The organism is Bradyrhizobium sp. 41S5, assembly GCF_011516665.3.
GTDB classification, from domain to species: Bacteria; Pseudomonadota; Alphaproteobacteria; order Rhizobiales; family Xanthobacteraceae; genus Bradyrhizobium; species Bradyrhizobium quebecense.
In genome coordinates this window covers 6,517,219-6,537,150 of sequence record NZ_CP083721.1, presented here as the reverse complement: position 1 = coordinate 6,537,150, position 19,932 = coordinate 6,517,219, and the positions used below count along the sequence as shown (strand labels likewise).

At 66.1% G+C, this 19,932-nt stretch carries 20 protein-coding genes; 10 read left to right on the top strand and 10 right to left on the bottom strand.

The genetic code is table 11. The annotated features are described in order from the left end of the window. Positions 1-56: 56 nt before the first annotated feature. The 3 genes from smc to HAP47_RS31400 form a co-directional block, all read right to left on the bottom strand. Complete coding sequence (gene smc / locus HAP47_RS31410; protein ID WP_173641239.1) at positions 57-3,521, bottom strand: chromosome segregation protein SMC; 3,465 nt, start codon at positions 3,519-3,521, stop codon at positions 57-59. Positions 3,522-3,856: 335 nt separating this feature from the next. Beyond that, the gene (locus tag HAP47_RS31405; protein ID WP_092124558.1) at positions 3,857-4,513 is read right to left on the bottom strand and encodes a DsbA family protein; all 657 of its coding nucleotides are present in this window, start codon (positions 4,511-4,513) and stop codon (positions 3,857-3,859) included. A 122-nt stretch (positions 4,514-4,635) separates the two neighbouring features. Then, entirely contained in the window at positions 4,636-5,115 is a 480-nt protein-coding gene (locus HAP47_RS31400) for a DUF721 domain-containing protein (RefSeq protein ID WP_173641240.1), read from the bottom strand. Positions 5,116-5,256: 141 nt separating this feature from the next. On the opposite strand from HAP47_RS31400, the gene mutY reads away from it, so the two are divergent. Next, positions 5,257-6,348: an A/G-specific adenine glycosylase gene (gene mutY, locus HAP47_RS31395; RefSeq protein ID WP_173641241.1), complete on the top strand. Its 1,092-nt coding sequence runs from the start codon at positions 5,257-5,259 to the stop codon at positions 6,346-6,348. Positions 6,349-6,416: 68 nt separating this feature from the next. Beyond that, positions 6,417-6,836, top strand: coding sequence for a PaaI family thioesterase (locus HAP47_RS31390; RefSeq protein WP_173641242.1), 420 nt, complete (start codon positions 6,417-6,419; stop codon positions 6,834-6,836). 182 nt (positions 6,837-7,018) lie between these two features. Here the strand turns inward: HAP47_RS31390 and HAP47_RS31385 are convergent, their stop codons facing one another. Beyond that, positions 7,019-8,287, bottom strand: a complete 1,269-nt coding sequence (locus tag HAP47_RS31385; protein WP_173641243.1) for a flavin-dependent oxidoreductase — start codon at positions 8,285-8,287, stop codon at positions 7,019-7,021. A 173-nt stretch (positions 8,288-8,460) separates the two neighbouring features. Between HAP47_RS31385 and HAP47_RS31380 the strand changes: the two genes are divergently transcribed. After that, positions 8,461-9,081, top strand: coding sequence for a glutathione S-transferase family protein (locus HAP47_RS31380; RefSeq protein WP_173641244.1), 621 nt, complete (start codon positions 8,461-8,463; stop codon positions 9,079-9,081). 165 nt (positions 9,082-9,246) lie between these two features. Here HAP47_RS31380 and HAP47_RS31375 read toward each other — a convergent pair whose 3' ends face one another. After that, entirely contained in the window at positions 9,247-10,161 is a 915-nt protein-coding gene (locus tag HAP47_RS31375) for a LysR family transcriptional regulator (protein ID WP_173641245.1), read from the bottom strand. A 91-nt stretch (positions 10,162-10,252) separates the two neighbouring features. Here HAP47_RS31375 and HAP47_RS31370 point away from each other — a divergent pair, with 91 nt between their 5' ends. Together HAP47_RS31370 and HAP47_RS31365 are read left to right on the top strand one after the other, a co-directional pair. After that, positions 10,253-10,696 (top strand): nuclear transport factor 2 family protein, encoded by a 444-nt coding sequence (locus HAP47_RS31370; RefSeq protein ID WP_173641246.1) that lies wholly within the window; start codon positions 10,253-10,255, stop codon positions 10,694-10,696. 4 nt (positions 10,697-10,700) lie between these two features. After that, on the top strand, positions 10,701-10,877 hold the full coding sequence (locus tag HAP47_RS31365) for a DUF1127 domain-containing protein (RefSeq protein WP_231168491.1): 177 nt from the start codon (positions 10,701-10,703) through the stop codon (positions 10,875-10,877). A 67-nt stretch (positions 10,878-10,944) separates the two neighbouring features. Here HAP47_RS31365 and HAP47_RS31360 read toward each other — a convergent pair whose 3' ends face one another. The 3 genes from HAP47_RS31360 to HAP47_RS31350 form a co-directional block, all read right to left on the bottom strand. Beyond that, on the bottom strand, positions 10,945-11,631 hold the full coding sequence (locus HAP47_RS31360) for a glutathione S-transferase family protein (protein WP_173641247.1): 687 nt from the start codon (positions 11,629-11,631) through the stop codon (positions 10,945-10,947). 136 nt (positions 11,632-11,767) lie between these two features. Then, complete coding sequence (locus tag HAP47_RS31355) at positions 11,768-12,094, bottom strand: hypothetical protein (RefSeq protein ID WP_173641248.1); 327 nt, start codon at positions 12,092-12,094, stop codon at positions 11,768-11,770. A gap of 198 nt (positions 12,095-12,292) precedes the next feature. Next, the gene (locus tag HAP47_RS31350) at positions 12,293-13,426 is read right to left on the bottom strand and encodes a site-specific DNA-methyltransferase (protein WP_173641249.1); all 1,134 of its coding nucleotides are present in this window, start codon (positions 13,424-13,426) and stop codon (positions 12,293-12,295) included. Between the two features lie 381 nt (positions 13,427-13,807). Between HAP47_RS31350 and ypfJ the strand changes: the two genes are divergently transcribed. Beyond that, the gene (ypfJ, locus tag HAP47_RS31345) at positions 13,808-14,743 is read left to right on the top strand and encodes a KPN_02809 family neutral zinc metallopeptidase (protein WP_173641250.1); all 936 of its coding nucleotides are present in this window, start codon (positions 13,808-13,810) and stop codon (positions 14,741-14,743) included. Positions 14,744-14,916: 173 nt separating this feature from the next. Then, positions 14,917-15,480: a molybdenum cofactor biosynthesis protein B gene (moaB, locus tag HAP47_RS31340; protein WP_173641251.1), complete on the top strand. Its 564-nt coding sequence runs from the start codon at positions 14,917-14,919 to the stop codon at positions 15,478-15,480. A 73-nt stretch (positions 15,481-15,553) separates the two neighbouring features. On the opposite strand, the gene HAP47_RS31335 is transcribed toward moaB, so the two are convergent. Continuing rightward, positions 15,554-16,495, bottom strand: coding sequence for a bifunctional helix-turn-helix transcriptional regulator/GNAT family N-acetyltransferase (locus HAP47_RS31335; RefSeq protein ID WP_173641252.1), 942 nt, complete (start codon positions 16,493-16,495; stop codon positions 15,554-15,556). Positions 16,496-16,588: 93 nt separating this feature from the next. Beyond that, positions 16,589-17,158, bottom strand: coding sequence for a glycosyl transferase (locus HAP47_RS31330; RefSeq protein ID WP_173641253.1), 570 nt, complete (start codon positions 17,156-17,158; stop codon positions 16,589-16,591). Positions 17,159-17,322: 164 nt separating this feature from the next. Here HAP47_RS31330 and HAP47_RS31325 point away from each other — a divergent pair, with 164 nt between their 5' ends. The 3 genes from HAP47_RS31325 (at position 17,323) to HAP47_RS31315 (ending at position 19,929) form a co-directional block, all read left to right on the top strand. Next, positions 17,323-18,501, top strand: a complete 1,179-nt coding sequence (locus HAP47_RS31325; protein ID WP_173641254.1) for a PA0069 family radical SAM protein — start codon at positions 17,323-17,325, stop codon at positions 18,499-18,501. A 126-nt stretch (positions 18,502-18,627) separates the two neighbouring features. Beyond that, on the top strand, positions 18,628-19,074 hold the full coding sequence (locus HAP47_RS31320; protein ID WP_173641255.1) for a VOC family protein: 447 nt from the start codon (positions 18,628-18,630) through the stop codon (positions 19,072-19,074). Between the two features lie 78 nt (positions 19,075-19,152). Continuing rightward, positions 19,153-19,929 carry a ribonuclease HII gene (locus HAP47_RS31315; RefSeq protein ID WP_173641256.1) on the top strand — a complete coding sequence of 259 codons (777 nt, stop codon included), beginning with the start codon at positions 19,153-19,155 and terminating at the stop codon, positions 19,927-19,929. Positions 19,930-19,932: the final 3 nt, after the last annotated feature.

Genomic DNA, 19,932 nt, shown 5'->3' with positions numbered 1-19,932 from the left:
CCATCCTTCGAGACGCCGCGCGAATGCGCGGCTCCTCAGGATGACGCCTGAGTGCGTTACGCCACGTTCTGGTCGAGGATATCGACCGCGCCCTGCAGGTCGACCGACACCAGCTGGGACACGCCGCGCTCGGCCATGGTGACGCCGAACAGCCGGTTCATCCGCGCCATCGTGATCGGATTGTGCGTGATGATGATAAAGCGGGTTTCGGTCGACGCCGTCATCTCGTTCAGCAGGGTGCAGAACCGTTCGACGTTGTGGTCGTCGAGCGGCGCGTCGACTTCGTCCAGCACGCAGATCGGCGACGGGTTGGTCAGGAACACCGCGAAGATCAGCGCGAGCGCCGTCAGCGCCTGCTCGCCGCCGGACAGCAGCGACAGCGTCTGCGGCTTCTTGCCGGGCGGCTTGGCGATGATCTCGAGGCCGGCCTCGAGCGGATCGTCGCTCTCGATCAGATGCAGCGCCGCTTCGCCGCCGCCGAACAGCTCGGTGAACAGCCGCTTGAAGTGGTTGTTGACGGTCTCGAACGAGGTCAGCAGACGCTCGCGCGCTTCGCGGTTGAGACTCTGGATGCCCTGCCGCAGCCGCTTGATCGCCTCGACCAGGTCGTCGCGTTCGGTGGTCAGCGCGGTGTGCTGGGTCTCGACTTCCTTGAGTTCTTCCTCGGCGCGCAGATTGACTGCGCCCAGGCGCTCGCGGTCGCGGCGCAGCTTTTCGAGTTCTTCTTCAACTTGCGCGACCGGCGGCAGCTCCGCGCCGGGCTCGATCTCGGCCATGCCGACGACCGCGCTCGGTTCGACCTCGAGCATGTCGTGGATTTCGCGCTCGATGTCGGCGAGGCGGCGGCGGGTGCCTTCCATGCGCTCTTCGGCGCGCGCGGTGGCTTCGCGGGAGGAGGAGAGCGCTTCGAGCGAGGTCTTGGCGAGGCGATCGGTTTCCGCCATCGCGGCTTCCGCCGTCGCCAGCGCATCGGCGGCGATCCGGCGATCGCCCTCGGCGTGCTCGATCTCCGTGATCAGCGCGCTGCGCTTCTCGGCGAACACTTCCGGCGCATTGGCCAGTTCCTCGCGCTCGGCCGACACCTCGGCGATGCGCTCTTCGATGGTGCCGACCTGCGAGGCGGCGCTGGTCTTGCGGCTCTGCCACTCGTTGCGTTCGGCAACGATGGCCTGCACGCGGCGGTCGGCGAGTTCGGCCTCGCGGGCGAGCGCCTGCGCCTCGGCGCGGACTTGTGCCGCGGCACGGCGCTGGTTGTCGATCTCGGCGCGAACCGCGGCGAGCTGGGCTTCGGTCTCGACGCCCGGCGGCAACTCGGACAGCGCGGCAACTGCGCTCTCATGGGCGGCTTCGGCCTCGGCGCGGTCGGCGGCGACGCGGCTGTGTGCCTCGGTCAGCGCCGATTTGCGCGCAGAGTGGCGGTTGATCTCGCGTTCGGTCGTGGCATGGCGCTCACGCGCGGCATCGGTCTCGCGGCGGGCGGCGCGCACGGCTTCGCGCGAGGCACCCTCGGCGGCGGACGCCGAGCGCAATTCTTCTTCAGCCGTCTCCAGCGCCTGGCGTTTGGCGGCGGCATCGATGCGGGCCTGTTCAAGCTCATGCTCGATATCTACCAGGCGGGCGCGTTCGGCGAGGCGGCGTGCCGCACCGGTCGGGGCGTGGGCGTCGGCGACAAAGCCGTCCCAGCGCCAGACGTCGCCTTCGAGCGACACCAGCCGCTGGCCGGTCTTCAGCTGCGACACCAGCGCCGCGCCGCGTTCCTTGGCCACCACGCCGATCTGGGCCAGACGGCGCGCCAGTTCCGGCGGCGCCTGGACGTGATCGGCCAGCCGCTCAACGCCATCCGGTAGCGCAGGATCGCCCGCGGCTTCACCGACATTGGTCCAGCGCATCGGGGCGGAGGAATCCACCGGCGCGTCGAGGTCGTCGCCGAGCACGGCGCCGATCGCCTTTTCGTAGCCCTTGGCGACCGTGATGCCGTCGATGATCGGCGGCCACAGATTCTTGGTCTCGCTGGTGACGAGCTTGGAGATGGTGCGGGCTTCGGTCTCGAGCCGCTGCACGCGCTTATCGGCTTCAGCGAGCGGATTGCGGGAGGATTCCAGCGTCTGCCGTGCGGCGGCGTGATGCGCCTCGCTCTCCTGCACAGCCGCCTCGGATTCGGCGAGCGTCTGCTGCGCCATCTCCATAGCGGCGGCGAGCGCGTCGATGTCGCCGAGATTGCCGGTCTCCTGCGCGAGCTTGGTTTCTTCGGCCTGGACGTTGGCGATCTCCTGATCGAGCCGGGCCAGCCGATCGCGATGCGTGCGCACGCCGGCTTCGAGCTGGTTGCGCTTGGCGGTCAGGTCGGCGAGCTGCGTGGTCAGCTCGGAGAACTGGCGCTCGGTCGCGGCCAGGATCTCCTCGGCCTCCGATACGCGCTCGTCGACGCCGGAGCGCTTCTCGACCCGCGACTTGATCTCTTCCTTCAGCTCGGCGTCTTCGGTGTCGAGCCGCTGCAACGCGATGTCGGCATCGGAGGTCTGCTGCTGTTCGCGCGCGATGTCCTGGGCGAACTGCGTGAGGCGGCGATCGAGCTCGCCGACGCGTTCCTTGGCGCGCTGCTCCTCACGGTCGAGCATCTCGCGCGCATTGGTCAGGCGCTGCAGGCCGGCGGCGGCGCGCGCCTCGGCGTCGCGCAGCGCCGGCAGTTCGGTGGCGCGGATCGCCTGGATGCGCGCGGCTTCCGCTTGATGCTGGGTGCGCTCGGCCATCTCGCGCACGGCGAGATCATGGGTCCGCGCGGCGTCGTTGACGTCGGCATTGGCCCCGATCCAGCGCAGATGGAACAGCATGGCCTCGGATTTGCGCACCTTGGCGGCGACCTCGCGGTAGCGAATCGCCTGACGGGCCTGCTTCTTCAGGCCTTCCATCTGGCCGCTGAGCTGGCCGATCACGTCCTCGACACGGGTGAGGTTGGTTTCGGCCGCCTTCAGCCGCAGTTCCGCCTCGTGGCGGCGGGCATGCAGTCCGGCGACGCCGGCGGCGTCTTCCAGCACGCGGCGGCGCTGCTCGGGCTTGGCCTGAATGATCTCGCCGATCTTGCCCTGGTGGACCAGGGCCGGCGAACGCGCGCCGGTAGCGGCGTCGGCGAACAGGATCTGGACGTCGCGGGCGCGCACGTCGCGACCGTTGATGCGGTAGACCGAGCCGGCCTCGCGCTCGATGCGGCGGGAGATTTCGAGCAGCTGGCTGTCGTTCATCGCGGCCGGCGCCGAGCGATCGGAATTGTCGATCGTCATCACGACTTCGGCGTGGTTGCGCGCCGGGCGGTTGCCGGAACCGGCGAAGATCACCGCATCCATGTCGGCGGCGCGCAGCGACTTGTGCGAGGTCTCGCCCATCGCCCAGCGCAGCGCTTCGACCAGATTGGATTTGCCGCAGCCGTTCGGTCCGACGACGCCGGTCAGGCCCGGCTCGATCATGAAATCGGTGGGTTCAACGAACGACTTGAAACCGTGCAGGCGGAGGCGCGTGAGCTTCATGTACACAAATCTCGTTTGGCCGGGCGCGAATCTCCCTGCCGTGACAATACCATGGATGGCAATGTCGGTGTCTGGGGTGAATAGCTGCGTGCAGCTCTCATGAGCGGCGACAATGGCGATGCGAGTGCGTCAGGGCAACCGCTTGACCAAGCTTTTCCCAAGGGATTTACAGGGGTTGTATGGCCCCTGCATGTCCTCGAAGATTCGCATCGTGCGAATCAGGTTTTCAACAACCAAATTATGCGACGGCCGCATGCCGTGATCGCAAATCATCCACAATTATCGTGCCGCGACTCGAACGCGGGCACAACGACGTCAGATTCGCGGGCGCGTGATCAGCTCTTCAGCAGCGGATCGATGTGCTTGCTGAACTCCTCGAACGAGGTCTCGCCCTTCAGCATCTCGCCATTGACGAAGAAGGTCGGCGTCGAGTTCACCTTCAGCACGTCGTTGGCGTATTTCTGGTCGGCGGCGATCTTGTCGAGCAGCGTCTGATCCTTCAGGCAGTCCTCGACCTGCTGCTGGCTGAGGCCGGCCTGCTTGCCGATCCGCGTCAGCGTCTCGGTGGTGTTCTTGACCACCCAGTCGTTCTGCTGGCGGAACAGCAGGTCGATCACCGCGAAGAACTTCGGCGCGTCGTCCTTGGCGATGCAGCGCGCCAGCATCGAGCCGGCGGCGGCCTTGATGTCGAGCGGGAATTCGCGGAACACGTAGCGGACCTTGCCCGAGTCGATGTAGGTCGACTTGATCTTCGGGAACACGGTCTCGTTGAAGTTGGCGCAGTGCGGGCAGGTCATCGAGGCGTATTCGATGATGGTCACCTTGGCGTCCGCCGGGCCGAGCCCCATGTCCGGCAGCGACTGCGGCTTGGCGACCTCGGCGGCGGTCTGCGCGAACGCGTCCGTGATCAGGCGCAGCGGCGACAGCCCGGCGAGGGCGGCAAGCCCGGTCAGCGAGAGAGCGGTGGTGAAAGCGCGGCGCGTGATGATCAAGGTCAGCTCCCGGATTGGCGCATTCACGCCAGAATTAAGGGGGTCCCGAAAAGAAGCCTTCGCTAGCTTGAAACGACCATTGTGGCAATGCCGGGGTCTCGCGGCCGTGCCCACGAAAAGCGTCAATTTCGCTTGATCGAGGCACCCAGTCGGGCCAGCGCGGCGCGCAGATCATCGTCCTCGACGGCCTCAAGATTTGCCGCCTCCCGGGCCACGGCTTTGGCGTCGGGCTGGCGCGGCCGGGTCGGGGGGGCGCGGCGCGAAAGCGGCGCCTGCCGGATCGTCAGGCGGCCGACCGCGTGCCAGCCGAAGAAGCGGTTCACCCGTTCCAGGATGACGTCGGAGGAGTGCTGGATCTCCAGCGCCATCGGCCCCTCGACCCGCAGCACCAGCGTGGCCGGCTCCTGCGGCTGCCCCTCGACCGGCCGAGGCCACTGGATCTTCAGGGGCTCGCAATAGGCCGCGATCCGCTCGCCCGCGATCTCGGTCCAGCGCGTCACCAGTTCGCGCGCGGCAAAGCCCTGCTTGGCATAGGCGTCGGTGAAGACGTCGCTGAGCAGGATCGACAGGGGCTTTGCGCTGATCGGGCCGGGTCTGGGCATGACGGGACTATAGCAGCAGTGGCGATGTGGCCGAAACCGCGTTCATCAATGTGGCGGGGCTTCCGTCCAGGGATAAGAAAGACGTGGATGCCCAGGTCAGGCCCGGGCATCTCGTCGCGAGATTTGCCTTAAGATACGTCCATGAGTTCTCGCGCGGCCGCCAAGACCAAACCGACCGACCAGCAAACCGACCGCCCGGCGCGGCTGCTTGCCTGGTATGACCGGCATCGCCGGCGGCTGCCGTGGCGTGCGGAGGCGGGGGAGCGGGCCGATCCGTACCGCGTGTGGCTGTCCGAGATCATGCTGCAGCAGACCACGGTCAGGGCGGTCGGGCCTTATTTCGAGAAATTCCTGTCGCGCTGGCCCGACGTGACCGCGCTCGGCCGCGCCTCGCTCGACGATGTCTTAAGGATGTGGGCCGGGCTCGGCTATTATTCGCGCGCGCGCAACCTGCACGCCTGCGCGGTTGTGGTGCTGAATGACCATGGCGGAGTGTTTCCGGATACCGAGGAGGGGCTGCGCGCGCTGCCCGGAATCGGGCCCTATACCGCAGCGGCGATCGCCGCGATCGCATTCGACCGCCGCACCATGCCGGTCGACGGCAACATCGAGCGCGTTGTCACCCGGCTCTACGCCATCGAGGCGGCGCTGCCGCAGGCCAAGCCACTGATCAAGGAGATGGCGGCGACATTGCTCGGCCCCTCCCGCGCCGGGGACAGCGCGCAAGCCTTGATGGATCTCGGTGCCACCATCTGCACGCCGAAGAAGCCGGCCTGCGCATTGTGTCCGCTAAATGACGATTGCATAGGCCGCGCCCGCGGCAACCAGGAGACGTTTCCGCGCAAGGCACCGAAGAAAACCGGCACGTTGCGCCGCGGCGCCGCCTTCGTGGTAACGCGCGGCGGCGAGCTCCTGGTGCGTTCGCGCCCGGACAAAGGCCTGCTCGGCGGCATGACCGAGGTGCCGGGATCGCAATGGCTTGCCGGGCAGGCGGATGCTGCCGCGCTCGCACAGGCGCCGGAGCTCAAGGGCGTCACGCGCTGGCACCGCAAGACCGGCGTGGTCACTCACGTGTTCACGCACTTTCCGCTCGAGCTCGTGGTCTACACGGCCAATGTTCCGGCGCGGACCCGCGCGCCGGACGGCATGCGCTGGGTGCCGGTGGCGACGCTGGATGGCGAGGCGTTTCCGAACGTGATGCGCAAGGCCATCGCGCACGGGCTGGATCTCTAGGGGGAGACGACCTGCTGACACCATGCTGGCAGCAGGTCTCGGCTACGATGTCCAAAACGGAGGCCGCCATGATCGCAACCGCACTCGACCGCATCGCGATGCCGCCCGTCGCAAAGCTGCTGGGTTGGCGTGTGGCTGACGCCCGTCCGCAGGACGGTTGGATCAGGATCGTGTTCGACGGCAAGCAAGATTTCTGCAATCCGGCCGGCTTCATCCAGGGCGGCATGCTCTCGGCGATGCTCGACGACACGATGGGCCCAGCGGTGTTCATCATGACCGAGGGCAGGCTCTTCACCACGACGGTCACGATGAATGTGAACTTCCTCGCGCCTGCCAAGCCCGGACCGATCACCGGCGAGGCGACCGTCACGCAGCTCGGCAAGACCATCGCCTTTGTCGAGGGCCGGTTGACCGCCCCGGACGGCACTTTGCTCGCGACGGCGAGCAGCAGCGTCCGCCTGGTGGAAGCGGCGCGGGCGCTGCGCTAGGGCGGCTCGCGCTGTAGCCGGTCCCGTCATGCTGAGGTGCGAGCCTTGCGGCGCAATTGCGCCGCTGGGCGAGCCTCGAAGCATGCGCGGCCACCGGCGCGGGCCGTGCACCCTTCGAGACGCCGCTTCGCGGCTCCTCAGGGTGACGGAATCATAGCGTGGCGCTTTGATGCACGGAGCGCTTAGGCCCCGGCCCGCTGCACGATCGGCGGCTTGGCGTTCAATCCCTCGACCTGGAAGCCGGCGACGCGCTTGTAGTTGGCGGCGATGTCTTCCAGCTCCTGCTGCGACAGCACCTCGGTGACGACGCCAAAGCCGTTGGGTGCGCGCTCCTCGACCAGCTGCATGACCTGTTCGGGGCCGTTGCGGCGGTTCAGCATCACGAGGTCTGTGGTCGCGGGCCGCCGTTCGGCCTCATAGGCTGACAGCGCCGCCTGCGTCGGGCCATGCGCCAGGATCTCGCGCGTCAGCGTGCGCGCATCCAAAATCGCCTGCGAGGCGCCGTTGGAGCCGATCGGGTACATCGGATGTGCGGCGTCGCCCATCAGCGTGACGCGGCCGAAGGTCCATTGCGGGATCGGATCGCGATCGACCAGCGGATATTCGTAGGCGTGCGGACAGTTGCGGATCAGGCCGGGCACGTCGAGCCAGTCGAAATTCCAGCTCTCGAACCACGGCAGGAACTCGTCGAGTTTTGCCGTGCGGTTATAGTCCTCGCGGCGCCATTGATAGGTCGGCGGCATGTGGCGCTCGGCGACCCAGTTGATGTCGAACTTGCCGTCGGCGCCGGCCTCCTTCGAGATCGGATAGCAGACGAATTTCAGGATCTCGTGGCCGGCCATGATCATGGTGCGGCCGGTCAGGAAGGCATTCCCGCGGGTGATGCCGCGCCACAGGATGCGGCCGTTCCAGATCGGAGGCCCTTCCTGCGGATAGAGCTTTTCGCGCACCGCCGAATGGATGCCGTCGGCGGCGATCAACACCGCGCCGTCATAGCTGCCGGCGGGTTTGCCGGTCGCCTTGTCGATGAAGTCGGCGCGGACTCCGTCGGCGGTCTCGGTCCAGCTGGTGAGGTGATGGCTGGTCAGGATGTTCGCGGCTCCCAGTCGTTCGGTCGCGGCATCGAGCAGCAGCTGCTGCAACCGGCCGCGATGGATCGAGAACTGCGGCCATTTATAGCCGGCCTCGAGCCCGCGCGGCTCGCTCCAGATCGGCTTGCCGTGCTTGGAGAAATAGGTGAGCTCGCGCGTGCGCACCGCCGATGCGTCGAGCACATCGTGCAGGCCGAGCTCGATCAATTCGCGTACCGCATGCGGCAGCACGTTGATGCCGACGCCGAGCGGCCGCAATTCGGGCACGCTCTCGAAGACGCGGCAGGGCACGCCGATCTGGTGCAGGCTGAGCGCCAGCGTCAGTCCGCCAATTCCGCCACCTGCAATGAGTACAGTCATGAAAAGCCCTCTCGATTGGCCATCGTCATCGCATGGCGGCCCGGCTGCGGGCAAGGTCCGCGGCACCGCGCGGGGTGGACGGCAAGGGGGGGCTGCCGCTAACGTCTGCCGCATCCCAAAACAAGCCAGGCCGGGTTCGCAACGAACTGACAAGGCCCGCAGAGGACAACGACATGCTCAAGCTCTATACCGCCCCCGGCACCTGCGCCCTCGCGTCCCACATTGCATTGGCCGAGGCCGGCGCGCCGTATTCGGTCGAGCGGCTCGATTTCAAGATCAACCAGCAGAACAGCCTGGAGTATCTGAAGATCAATCCGAAGGGCCGCGTTCCGGCGCTGGTGACCGACCGCGGCGTGCTCACCGAGACGCCGGCGATGCTGGCCTACATCGCGCAGACCTATCCGCAGGCGAAGCTCGCGCCGCTCGACGACGCCTTCGCATTCGCCAGGCTGCAGGCCTTCAATTCCTACCTCTGCTCGACGGTGCATGTCTGCCACGCCCACAAGATGCGCGGCGCGCGCTGGGCGACCCAGGAGACGTCGTTCGCCGACATGAAGTCGATGGTCCCGAAGACCATGGGCGCCTGCTTCAACCTGATCGAGCGCGACATGCTGAAGGGCCCCTGGGTGATGGGCGACAGCTACACGGTCGGCGACGCCTATCTTTACACGCTCACCCTCTGGCTCGACGGCGACGGCGTCGACATCGCGACCCTGCCGAAGGTGAAGGCGCATCGCGCCGCGATGGAGAGCCGCCCGGCGGTGCAGAAGGTGCTGGCCGAGCAGAAGGTGTAAGCGCGAGAAATTCGGTGTCGTCCCGGGCAAGCGCAGCGCGACCCGGGACCCATAACCACGAATGATCGTTGTTGCGCGACGCTGGGGCCGCAGCGCACTCTCGCAACGCAACCCTGTGGTTATGGGGCCCGGCTTTCGCCGGGACGACGTGTGGATAGAGCTGAGCTACACCTTCCGCGTCTCCAGCTCGCGTCCGGTCTCCAGCATCAGCCGGCGCAGCCAGATCGAACCGGGATCCATCTGGGCCCGTGTCGGATAGAACATATGCTGCTCGTCGATGCCGGGATCGAGCGGCGGCGTCACCGTCACCAGCGATAATTGTTTCGCCAGCGCGGAGATCAGCCGGCGCGGCACGAAGGCGACGAGGTCGGTGCGCGCCGTGACGTGCAGCGGCTCGATATAGCCCGGCACCACCAGCGCGATCCGTCGCTGGATGCCCTTGGCGCGCAGCCAGGTGTCGATCAGATCCTCGTTGTGGCCGCGGATGATCACGGCGACATGCCGCGCGGCGAGAAACGCCTCGCGCTTCCCGAGTTTGACACCGGCGGGGTGACCGCGCCGCACCGCCAGCGCATCGATGTCGGTGTAGAGCCGCTGGCGGTGAAATCCCTTGAAGGAATTGCCGATCGAAATCACGAGATCGATGGTGCGGGCGAAGTCGGGCGTGAAGATCGCGGAGCTCGGCCACGGCACCACGTCGATGGTGACGTTCGGCGCCAGCTGCGTCACCTTCTCCATCAGCCGCGGCATCAGCAGCTCGACCGCGAGGTCGGGCATCATCAGGCGGAAATGCCGCTCGCTGCGCGCGGGGTCGAAATCATCGGACACGAACAGCGTGCGCACCTGGTCGAGCGCCTGCGCCAGCGGTGAACGCAGCGCCTGCGCCCGCGGCGTCAGCTCCATCCGCGCGCCGTTGCGCACCAGCAGCGGATCGCCGATCAGGTCGCGCAGCCGCTGCAGCGCGTGGCTGGTCGCGGGCTGCGACAGATTGAGCCGCATCGCGGCGCGGCTGACATTGGCATCGCGCAGCAGGGCGTCGAGCGCGACCAGCAGATTGAGGTCAAGCGAATTCAAATTCATCTGGTGAATATATATCATACCACCTATCGATTGGAAGAATGTGCGCCGGCGCCGCAGGATGGGCCATCAACCCATTGCAAGGAGAGGCGCCATGAGCGCAGCCGACAACAAGAAACTGGTGCAACAGATGTTTTCCGTCGCGGGCGATCCAGACCCCGCGGTGCGCGAGAAATCGCTGTTCATGGCGACGCTCGCCGATGACGCGATCTGGACCGTAACCGGGCAATATTCCTGGTCGCGCACCTTCACCGGCAAGCAATCGATCATGAACGACCTTCACGGCCATGTTCGTTCGAGACTGGTCGAGCGCGGCCGCACTATCGCGCATCGCATCATCGCCGACGGCGACATCGTCGTGGTCGAGGCCAAAGGCAATAACCTGACCAAGGAAGGCCAGCGCTACGACAACGACTATTGCCTGGTGTTCCGCTTCGACGGCGGCAGGATCAAGGAGGTGAGGGAATATTGCGACTCGGTGCTGACCGAGAAGGCCCTCGGTCCGTATCCAGCCGCAGAGGTTCGCGCGGCGGGTTGAGCCATTGCCTGCCGCATTCGCGGCGGCGTTGTTCTGGTTCAGGCAGTGGCGCGAGGACCGGCGCTCATGGCGGCAGCTGGCCGCGATGAGCGAGCGTGACTTGCAGGATATCGGCGTCTGCCGCGCCGACATCTGTCATCGCCGCCGGGACGACGAGGGCAGGCCGTACTGGCCGCCGTAACGGGCGATCGAAATAACGGGGTGGGCAACGCGTCAGCGCGCCCACCCTGCGTAGCGTCAAGGACCGCTTACGCCACCTTGTTCTTGAGGTGGCCGAACATGATGCCGCGGGCTTCGTCGTCCATCTCGGTCTTGAAGGTGTGCTTGTCCTTCAGCGCGATGGCGCGGGCGGCGGCCGGCCGCGCCGAGATCTCGTCGACCAGACGCTTCACATTGGGATATTTCGCGTAGTTTTCCTCGCCGAGCACGAACGGCGCCATCCGCGCCCAGCCCCAGAACGCCATGTCGACGATCGTATAGCTGTCTCCGACCATGTAGCGGGACTTCGCCAGATGGTCGTCGAGGATCTTGTAGTGGCGGTTCGCCTCGTACTGGTAGCGGTTGTTGGCGTAGTCGAGGTCCTTCGGCGCGAAATGCTTGAAGTGCACCGCCTGGCCGGAGTACGGGCCGAGGCCGGTTGCGATGAACATCAGCCACGACAGCGTCGCGGCGCGGTTGGCCGGCGTGTTGGCGGGCAGGAACTTGCCGTGTTCCTCGGCGAGATAGAGCAGAATGGCGTTCGAGTCGAACACCAGCACGCCGTCATCGTCGATCGCCGGCACCTTGCCGTTCGGGTTGACCTTGAGGAATTCCGGCGCGAATTGCTCGCCCTTGCGGGTGTCGACCGGGATCGCCTCGAACGGCAGGCCGGATTCTTCCAGGAACAGGGCAACCTTGTTCGGGTTCGGCGCGCCGTTGAAATAGAATTTGATCATGAAGGGACTCCCTTGGTTCTTGTGACCGGCGAGATCGGGACGCGGCGGGGGAAAAGGCCGCTTGGCCCCTCATGCGCAAAATTCGCTGCAATGCGCAAGCGACGAGTTTGTGAATCAGGGTCGCGTGCAGCGCTGGTCAGCCGCCCCGGAAGAAGCCCAGGATACCCGCGACGATCAGCGCAAGTCCCGCGACGTCCAGCACGGCGGCGGAGCGGGTCGCGGCATGCAGGTTGGAAAGCTGCGTCGCGCGCTCGGAGCCGCGGGCATAGCCGTGCACGATGATCTCTTCATTGAATTCGCCATGTGCCTCGAGGGCAAGCGTCAGGCCGACGCAGACCAGCAGGATGCCGAAAATGATCAGGCCGAAGAATCCGAGCAGCCCGATCAGCAGCATCGGAAACATGCCGAGCAGGAAGACCGGCAACAGCGGCACCAGCAGCAAGGTCTCGGATTGTCTTCGCATCGGGCGACCAATCGAAACGGCAAGTGACGGACGTCAATGTAGGCTCGGCGCCGCGGCGCAACAAGGCGGCCACGTTCAAGACAGCGTCATCTTTTGTCATTCTGGGGCGCCGCGAAGCGATACCTATCGATCACACGGCATGAAGGTCATGGGGTTCGCTTCGCTCTACCCATCCCACGGTGCCGCATTCGCGGCCGCTCAGCCCACCGCCATCTCGGAGCGGATCTCGGCGCGCAACTCGTCGATCAGCCTTAGGCCGGTCTTGGTCTCGACGTGCCAGAAGGTCCAGCCGTTGCAGGCGCCGGAGCCCTGCGCGACCGCGCCGATGCGGTGGATCGAGCCGACCTTGTCGCCGAGCATGATGGCGCCGTCGGCGCGCACCAGTGCGCCATGGCGCTTCTTGGCATCGACGAGTTTCGCGCCGGGCACGATCATGCCGCGTTCGATCAGTTCGGAGAATGCCACCCGCGGCGCCTCGCGCGCGGTCATGAACGGGGCCAAGGTCTCGGCCGGCAGCGGCTCGATCGCGGCGATGCGGGCTTCGGCGGCGGCGGCATAGGTCCTGTCGCGCTCGAAGCCGATATAATTGCGGCCGAGCCTCTTGGCGACAGCGCCTGTCGTTCCGGTGCCGTTGAACGGATCGATCACGAGATCGCCGGGCTTCGATGACGACAGCAGCACGCGGGCGAGCAGCTGCTCGGGCTTCTGCGTCGGATGGACCTTCTTGCCATCGTCGCCCTTGAGGCGTTCCTCGCCGGTGCACAGCGGGATCAGCCAGTCGGAGCGCGCCTGCACGTCCTCATTGGACGCCTTCAGCGCTTCGTAATTGAAGGTGTAGCCCTTGGCCTTCTCGTCGCGCGCGGCCCAGATCATGGTCTCGTGCGCGTTGGTGAAGCGGCGGCCGCGGAAATTCGGCATCGGATTGGACTTGCGCCACACGATGTCGTTCAGGAGCCAGAAGCCGAGGTCCTGCATGATCGCGCCGACGCGGAAGATATTGTGATAGGAGCCGATCACCCACAACGTTGCCGACGGCTTCATCACGCGGCGGCAGGCGAGCAGCCAGGCGCGGGTGAAATCGTCATAGGCAGCGAACGACGAGAACTTGTCCCAGTCGTCGTTGACGGCATCGACATGCGATTCGTCGGGGCGCTTGAGATCGCCCTTGAGCTGCAGATTGTAGGGAGGATCCGCGAAGACCAGGTCGACCGAGCCGGCCTGAAGCTTCGACAACTCGGCCACGCAATCGCCAATGACGATGTGGCTCGACGGGGCACTCTCAAATTTAGTGCGGGGCGCCCTTGCAGACGCCCCGCGACGCGACACTACCATGACTCAAGAACTCTGACTCAGGCGACGCTGTCGGCGACGCGGGACTAAACAACCGACTGGCGCCACATTGACCCGGCAAAGTAAAAATCGACTTAATTGGAAATGTTCATGCAAAAGATTGCAGCAGCTTTCGAACGGCGTGGCGCATTGTCGTTTGCGTTGTGCTGCAACATCAGCGCATTCGGCGAAAAATTTTGCGGATCATCAAACCGGCACGATTCGGCCGGTAAATTGGCTGCTGCTTGCAGTGGTTCGCACTGCAAAGGATGCGCGTCTGCGGACTAGGCAATTTTTGCCGGGCAGGATATTGATTAACAGAATGGAAATTTTAGGTTGGTGTGTCCCGCAATGGGGCGCCGACTGGAATAAAGGGAAACCGCCATGCGCTATGATGATTTCCGCCGCAGCGACGATATCGAAGACCGTCGCGACGACAGCGGAGGCGGCGGCGGTGGTGGCGGCTTCGGGATTCCGATGGGCGGTGGCGGGCTCGGCATCGGCACGGTCATCGTGCTCGGCCTGCTCGGCTATGCCTTCGGCATCGATCCGCGCATCCTGATCGGCGGCGCCGAGATTCTCACCGGCGGCGGCCAGGCGCCGACCTATCAGACCGATCGGCAGTCATCGGGCGGGCAGGCCAAGCGCGGCGCGCCGACCGACGAGATGGGCAGCATGATCGCCGGCATCCTCGGCGAGATCGACGATCGCTGGAGCGAGATCTTCCAGGCCTCGGGCCAGACCTACACCGGTCCGAAGATCGTGCTGTTCCGTAATGCCACCAATGGCGGCCGCTGCGGCATGGCGCAATCGGCGATGGGACCGTTCTACTGCCCGCCGGACAAGACCATCTTTCTCGACACCGGCTTCTTCCGCGAGGTCGAGACGCGCTTCCGCGGCTGCTCGGGCAACGCCTGCAAGTTCACTGCGGCCTATATCATCGCGCACGAGGCCGGCCATCACATCCAGAACCTGCTCGGCATCATCCCGCGGGTGAACCGGCTGCAGCAGCAGGCCGGCAGCAAGGCCGAGGCCAACGCGCTGCAGGTCAAGGTCGAGTTGCAGGCCGATTGCCTCTCCGGCGTCTGGGTCAACCGCGAGGAGAAGAAGCGGCTGGGCTTCCTCGAGGCCGGCGACATCGACGCCGCGCTCACCACGGCGAACGCGATCGGCGACGACACGCTGCAACGGCAGGCGACGGGCAGGGTGGTGCCCGACTCCTTTACCCACGGCTCCGCCGCGCAGCGCAAGCAGTGGTTCATGACCGGCTACCAGCAGGGCACGGTGCAGGCCTGCAACACGTTCGGTGGGGGCGGGTAGCCGCCGTCGCGATGGCGTGAGGGTCATGGTGGCCCGCCGCCAGTGGCGTCATCCTGAGGTGCTCGCCTCTTGGCGCGCCTCGAAGGATGACGGAGCCCGCGGCCCATCCTTCGAGGCGCGCTGACGCGCGCACCTCAGGATTACGGTGGAATGTGCGGAAGGAGCGCACTGTCATGTCGTCGACCGACGAATCCAAAACCTTCATTCCGCTCAACATCGCGGTGCTGACGATTTCCGACACCCGCACGCTGGCGGATGACAAATCGGGCACCACGCTGGCCGACCGTCTCACCGCGGCCGGCCACAAGCTCGCGGCACGCGAGATCGTCACCGACGACGTCGAGGCGATCCGTGCGGTGATCAGGCGCTGGATTGCGGACCCGGGCGTCGATGCCGTCATCACCACCGGCGGCACCGGCTTTACCGGGCGCGACGTGACGCCGGAGGCGGTCGAGCCGCTGTTCGAGAAGCGGATGGACGGCTTTTCGATCGCCTTCCACATGCTGAGCCATGCCAAGATCGGGGCGTCGACGATCCAGAGCCGCGCCACCGCCGGTGTTGCCGGCGCGACCTTCATCTTCTGCCTGCCCGGTTCGCCCGGCGCCTGCCGCGATGGCTGGGACGGCATCCTGGCCGCGCAGCTCGACTACCGCACGCGGCCCTGCAATTTCGTCGAGATCATGCCGCGGCTGGATGAACATTTGCGCCGCCCGAAGGCGAAGGGGGCGAGCGCTTAGCCATCATATCTCTCCGGCGTCATTCCCCGATGCGCAATTGCGCATCGGGGAATGACGCCGGAGAGCGTGACGCTTATAAATCCAGCTCCCAGGTTTCCCCGATCAGGTCGACGCCAAAGCTGTGGTGCTTCTCTTCCTTGACCCGCTGAAAGCCGGCACGCGCATAGATACCGCGCGCGGCGAGCAGGATGCTCTGGGTCCACAGCGTCATCTTCTTATAGCCCATCTCGCGTGCGGAGCGGATGCATTGCTCGACCAGCGCGTGGCCCACGCCGAGCCCGCGCGCCTTCTCCTCCACCGCCAGCAGCCGCAGCTTGGCGACCCCGTCGCCGCCGTTGACCAGGAAGACCGAGCCGACCGGCTCGCCGTCGACCTCCGCGATCCAGCAATGCTCACGGTCCGGATCGAACGATCGCAGAAACTGCGCGCAGATCTCGGCCACCAGTGCCTCGTAACTGATGTCCCAGCCATACTCCTCCGCGTAGACGCGCCCCTGTTGCGAGATCACCCAGCCCATGTCGCCGATGCGATGGCTGCGCAACAGGAAACCCACTGGCTTCTCGGCCGGCGGCTCCAGCGACTGCTCGATCGTGCTCATGGCACGCACCACGGCCGCACGCCGGTTGCCGTCCATCTGCTTGAGCAGCGCCCCGACCTCGCTGCGCGAGCGGCGGTCGAGATCAGCGGCAGCAGTGCGGCCCTTGGCGGTCAGGGCCACCTCGTTGACGCGCCTGTCGGCCTTTGACGGCTTGCGGGTCACGATCTGGCGGCGCTGCAGTGCCGCCAGCGTCCGGCTGACGAAGCCGGCATCGAGGTCGAGATCGCGCACCAGGTCGGTCGCGGTGCAGTTCGCGCGATGGGCGAGCTCGTAGATGATTCGCGCTTCCTGCAGCGTGAATGTCGAGTGCAGCAGCTTCGGCTCGATGATGCCGAGCTTGCGGGTATAGAACCGGCTGAAGCCGCGGACCGCGGCGACCTGGCTATCGAGGGCGGTGTCATGGGAGTTTGATTTCATCAAACATATTATTTGACGGAATCAAATAATCCGCAAGCGCTTTCTGACGCGTTTTCTTCGCGCGAACCGGTGCCTGCTTCGCTTGAGTATGCCCTACGCCACCATGATCCGGCTGCGCAGCATGGTGCGGGAGGAGCGGCCGAGCCGGCGCAGCAGCCGCGCCTCGGAGCGGCGGGCGTCCGGCCGGTAGCCGCCGATCCGCTCATAATGCTCGCGCGCGATCAGGAGGCCCTGTTCGGCCGAGGGGCCGGCGATCATGCGGGCGACGAATTTGAGGCCGTCGCGCAGGCCGGGGTCGGTATAGGGCGCGCGGGCGTAGCGGAATATCCCGGCGCGGTCCTTGCCGCTTGCCGCCACCATCTGGATGAACTGGGTGGTCTCCTCGATCCAGCCGGCGTCGAGCACCGCGCCCGGATGCAGGAACATCAGCCAGGGCGAACGCGCCTGCCGCGCGCCTGCGGCGAGCGCCGCGGCGCGCGTGCCCTCGAAACGCAGGAAGTGACAGCCGGCGATGTCGGCAACGCGCTCCATCACGTCGCTGTTGGTGCGGTCGACCAGCAGCACCTCCCGGATGACGCCGGCGGCCGCGCCCGGCACCAGCGCCGCGAGCGTTGCGACCGCGGTGCGCTCGACTCCGTCGGTGGGGATGATCACGCTCAGCATGATTTTGAGGCTTCGATGGCTCAAACGGTGGAGAAACTCCGGCCGTGTTATCACCTTGTCATATTCAAAGCAGCCTGTTCGCCTGCAGATTTTTACGCCATCACTTTGTGGATTTTCTCGGCTGGTGTTCTTGATTTGTTCTAAGGCTGTGCTAGCTTCATAACATGAGCCGAGCATCCTCTCATGCCCTCAAGCACCCGCCGGTAACGGCGCCCTCCGATAACCCGGCGGGTGCACCTTCACCTGTTCCTGCCCCTTTTCCCGAGCTTGCGGTCGCGATCGAGCGCGAGCGGCGGCGCGGCCGCGGCGCGCAGTCCAACGCCAGCGGCCGCTACGAAGCCGAGGCGCGGGTTGCCTTCGACGACGGCTGGCAGAGCCTCGAAGACCTGCCGCCGTTTTCGACCAGCGTGGCGCTCGACACCTCGCGCAAGGTGATCACCCCCAACGACTCGCCCGATATCGGCTTCGACCGCTCGATCAACCCCTATCGCGGCTGTGAGCATGGCTGCGTCTATTGCTTCGCGCGGCCGACCCACGCCTATCTCGGCCTGTCGCCGGGACTCGACTTCGAATCCAAGCTGTTCGCCAAGCCGGATGCGCCGGCGCTGCTCGAGAAGGAGCTGGCGGCGCCCGATTACGAGGCGCGGATGATCGCGATCGGCACCAACACCGATCCCTATCAGCCGATCGAGCGCGAACGGAAGATCATGCGCGGCATCCTCGAGGTGCTTGAGCGTGCCGGGCATCCGGTCGGCATCGTCACCAAGTCGGCGCTGGTGACCCGCGACATCGACATCCTGGCGCGGATGGCCAAGCGCAATCTCGCCAAGGTCGCGCTCTCGGTGACGACGCTCGACCCGAAACTCGCCCGCACCATGGAGCCGCGCGCCTCGACCCCGTCGAAGCGGCTCGAGGCGATCAAGCGGCTCGCTGACGCCGGCATCCCGACCACGGTGATGGTCGCGCCCGTGATCCCGGCGCTGAACGATTCCGAGATCGAGCGCATCCTCGATGCCGCCGCCCATGCCGGCGCCAGGGAGGCGAGCTACGTGCTGTTGCGGCTGCCGCTCGAGGTGCGCGATCTGTTCCGCGAATGGCTGATGGCGAACTATCCCGACCGCTATCGCCACGTCTTCACGCTGATCCGCGACATGCGCGGCGGCCGCGACTACGACTCGCAATGGGGCACAAGGATGAAGGGCACCGGCCCGATGGCCTGGATGATCGGCCGCCGTTTCGAGATCGCGTGCGAAAAGCTCGGCCTCAACAAGCGGCGCACCAAGCTGACCACCGATCACTTCGCCAAGCCGAAACGCAGCGGGCAGCAGCTGAGCTTGTTCTAGTGGAGGCCCGTAGCCCGGATGCAGTGCAGCGAAATCCCGGGCCTCGCATCCGCGGCCAAAACTTTCCCGGATTACGCTTCGCTCCATCCGGGCTACGAAGAAGAAGTCAAAACAGTGAGTGCAAACATGAGTAACGCCCCGACCGCCCGCTTTACCGTCCTCACGCTCGGCGTCAGCGACATGCGCGCCAGCATCTCCTTTTACGAATCGCTCGGCTTCACCAGAAAGATGCGCGCGACCGGCGAGGAGGTTGCCTTCTTCGAGACCGGCGGCAGCGTGCTCGGGCTGTTCCCATGGCATCTGCTCGCCGACGACGCCGGGTTGCCGGATCAGCCGCGGCCTTCAGCGTTCCGCGGCGTTGCGGTTGCCTGGAACTGCAACGACGATGCCGAGGTCGATCGCGTGATGGCATTCGCGCTGTCGAAAGGCGCCACATTGCTCAAGCCCGCGCAGTCGACAAGCTATGGCGGTTATTGCGGCTATTTCGGCGATCCCGACGGCCACGCCTGGGAAGTGGTGCGGGCGCCGGGCTTCGAGGTTCTCGATAACGGGCGGGTGTCGATCCCGGATTAGGGCGAGCCGAATTGAATAGCGGGGAAGGGCGCCGAGTTCCCGGTTGCGCGGGAGAGCCGGCTTGATCACCATCCCCGCATGATTCGGGATAAAGCCAAAAGCATGCCAAAGACGGCGTCGAAGACGGTGTCGGCCAAATCAGCCGGGCCGGACAAGCGCGTCATCGCCGTGACGCGGCCGAGCTTTCGGCGCGAGCGCGCGCTGATCAAGCGGGGCGTCTGGCCGGTCGCCGGCTGCGACGAGGCCGGTCGCGGCCCGCTGGCAGGTCCCGTGGTCGCCGCCGCCGTGGTGCTCGACCCCGCTCGCGTTCCCAAGGGCCTCGATGATTCCAAGCGGCTGACCGCCGAGCGCCGCGAGGAACTGTTCGAGGAAATCTGCGCCACCGCAGCGTTCTCGGTCGCGGTGGCCTCGCCGGCGCGAATCGACCGTGACAATATCCTGCGCGCCTCGCTGTGGGCGCTGGCGCGCGCCGTCCATGCGCTGCCGGAAATGCCGAAACACGTCTTCGTCGACGGCCGCGACAAGCTCGCGACCCCCTGCAACTGTGATGCCGTGATCGGCGGCGACGGTATTGTGGCCTCGATCGCGGCGGCCTCGATCGTTGCCAAGGTGACGCGCGACCGCCTGATGTGCGCGCTGGCGCTGGATTGCCCCGGCTACGGTTTCGAGCAGCACAAGGGCTATGGCGTCCCCGAGCACCTCGAGGCGCTGGACCGGCTCGGCCCCAGCACCCATCACCGCAGCTTCTTCGCGCCGGTCGTCGCCGCGCGGCTGAAGCACTTCCCGGTCCCGGCCGAGCCCGACCTGTTCATGGTGGACGCCGAAAGCAAAGCCGCGGCATCGGCGGCGGCATAGCGC

Bases quoted from the DNA above. Each gene is read 5' to 3' on its own strand.
- smc (WP_173641239.1), bottom strand. From the start codon at position 3,521: ATGAAGCTCACGCGCCTCCGCCTGCACGGTTTCAAGTCGTTCGTTGAA.
- HAP47_RS31400 (WP_173641240.1), bottom strand. From the start codon at position 5,115: ATGCCCAGACCCGGCCCGATCAGCGCAAAGCCCCTGTCGATCCTGCTC.
- mutY (WP_173641241.1), top strand. From the start codon at position 5,257: ATGAGTTCTCGCGCGGCCGCCAAGACCAAACCGACCGACCAGCAAACC.
- HAP47_RS31390 (WP_173641242.1), top strand. From the start codon at position 6,417: ATGATCGCAACCGCACTCGACCGCATCGCGATGCCGCCCGTCGCAAAG.
- HAP47_RS31385 (WP_173641243.1), bottom strand. From the start codon at position 8,287: ATGACTGTACTCATTGCAGGTGGCGGAATTGGCGGACTGACGCTGGCG.
- HAP47_RS31380 (WP_173641244.1), top strand. From the start codon at position 8,461: ATGCTCAAGCTCTATACCGCCCCCGGCACCTGCGCCCTCGCGTCCCAC.
- HAP47_RS31375 (WP_173641245.1), bottom strand. From the start codon at position 10,161: ATGAATTTGAATTCGCTTGACCTCAATCTGCTGGTCGCGCTCGACGCC.
- HAP47_RS31370 (WP_173641246.1), top strand. From the start codon at position 10,253: ATGAGCGCAGCCGACAACAAGAAACTGGTGCAACAGATGTTTTCCGTC.
- HAP47_RS31360 (WP_173641247.1), bottom strand. From the start codon at position 11,631: ATGATCAAATTCTATTTCAACGGCGCGCCGAACCCGAACAAGGTTGCC.
- HAP47_RS31355 (WP_173641248.1), bottom strand. From the start codon at position 12,094: ATGCGAAGACAATCCGAGACCTTGCTGCTGGTGCCGCTGTTGCCGGTC.
- HAP47_RS31350 (WP_173641249.1), bottom strand. From the start codon at position 13,426: ATGGTAGTGTCGCGTCGCGGGGCGTCTGCAAGGGCGCCCCGCACTAAA.
- ypfJ (WP_173641250.1), top strand. From the start codon at position 13,808: ATGCGCTATGATGATTTCCGCCGCAGCGACGATATCGAAGACCGTCGC.
- moaB (WP_173641251.1), top strand. From the start codon at position 14,917: ATGTCGTCGACCGACGAATCCAAAACCTTCATTCCGCTCAACATCGCG.
- HAP47_RS31335 (WP_173641252.1), bottom strand. From the start codon at position 16,495: ATGAAATCAAACTCCCATGACACCGCCCTCGATAGCCAGGTCGCCGCG.
- HAP47_RS31330 (WP_173641253.1), bottom strand. From the start codon at position 17,158: ATGCTGAGCGTGATCATCCCCACCGACGGAGTCGAGCGCACCGCGGTC.
- HAP47_RS31325 (WP_173641254.1), top strand. From the start codon at position 17,323: ATGAGCCGAGCATCCTCTCATGCCCTCAAGCACCCGCCGGTAACGGCG.
- HAP47_RS31320 (WP_173641255.1), top strand. From the start codon at position 18,628: ATGAGTAACGCCCCGACCGCCCGCTTTACCGTCCTCACGCTCGGCGTC.
- HAP47_RS31315 (WP_173641256.1), top strand. From the start codon at position 19,153: ATGATTCGGGATAAAGCCAAAAGCATGCCAAAGACGGCGTCGAAGACG.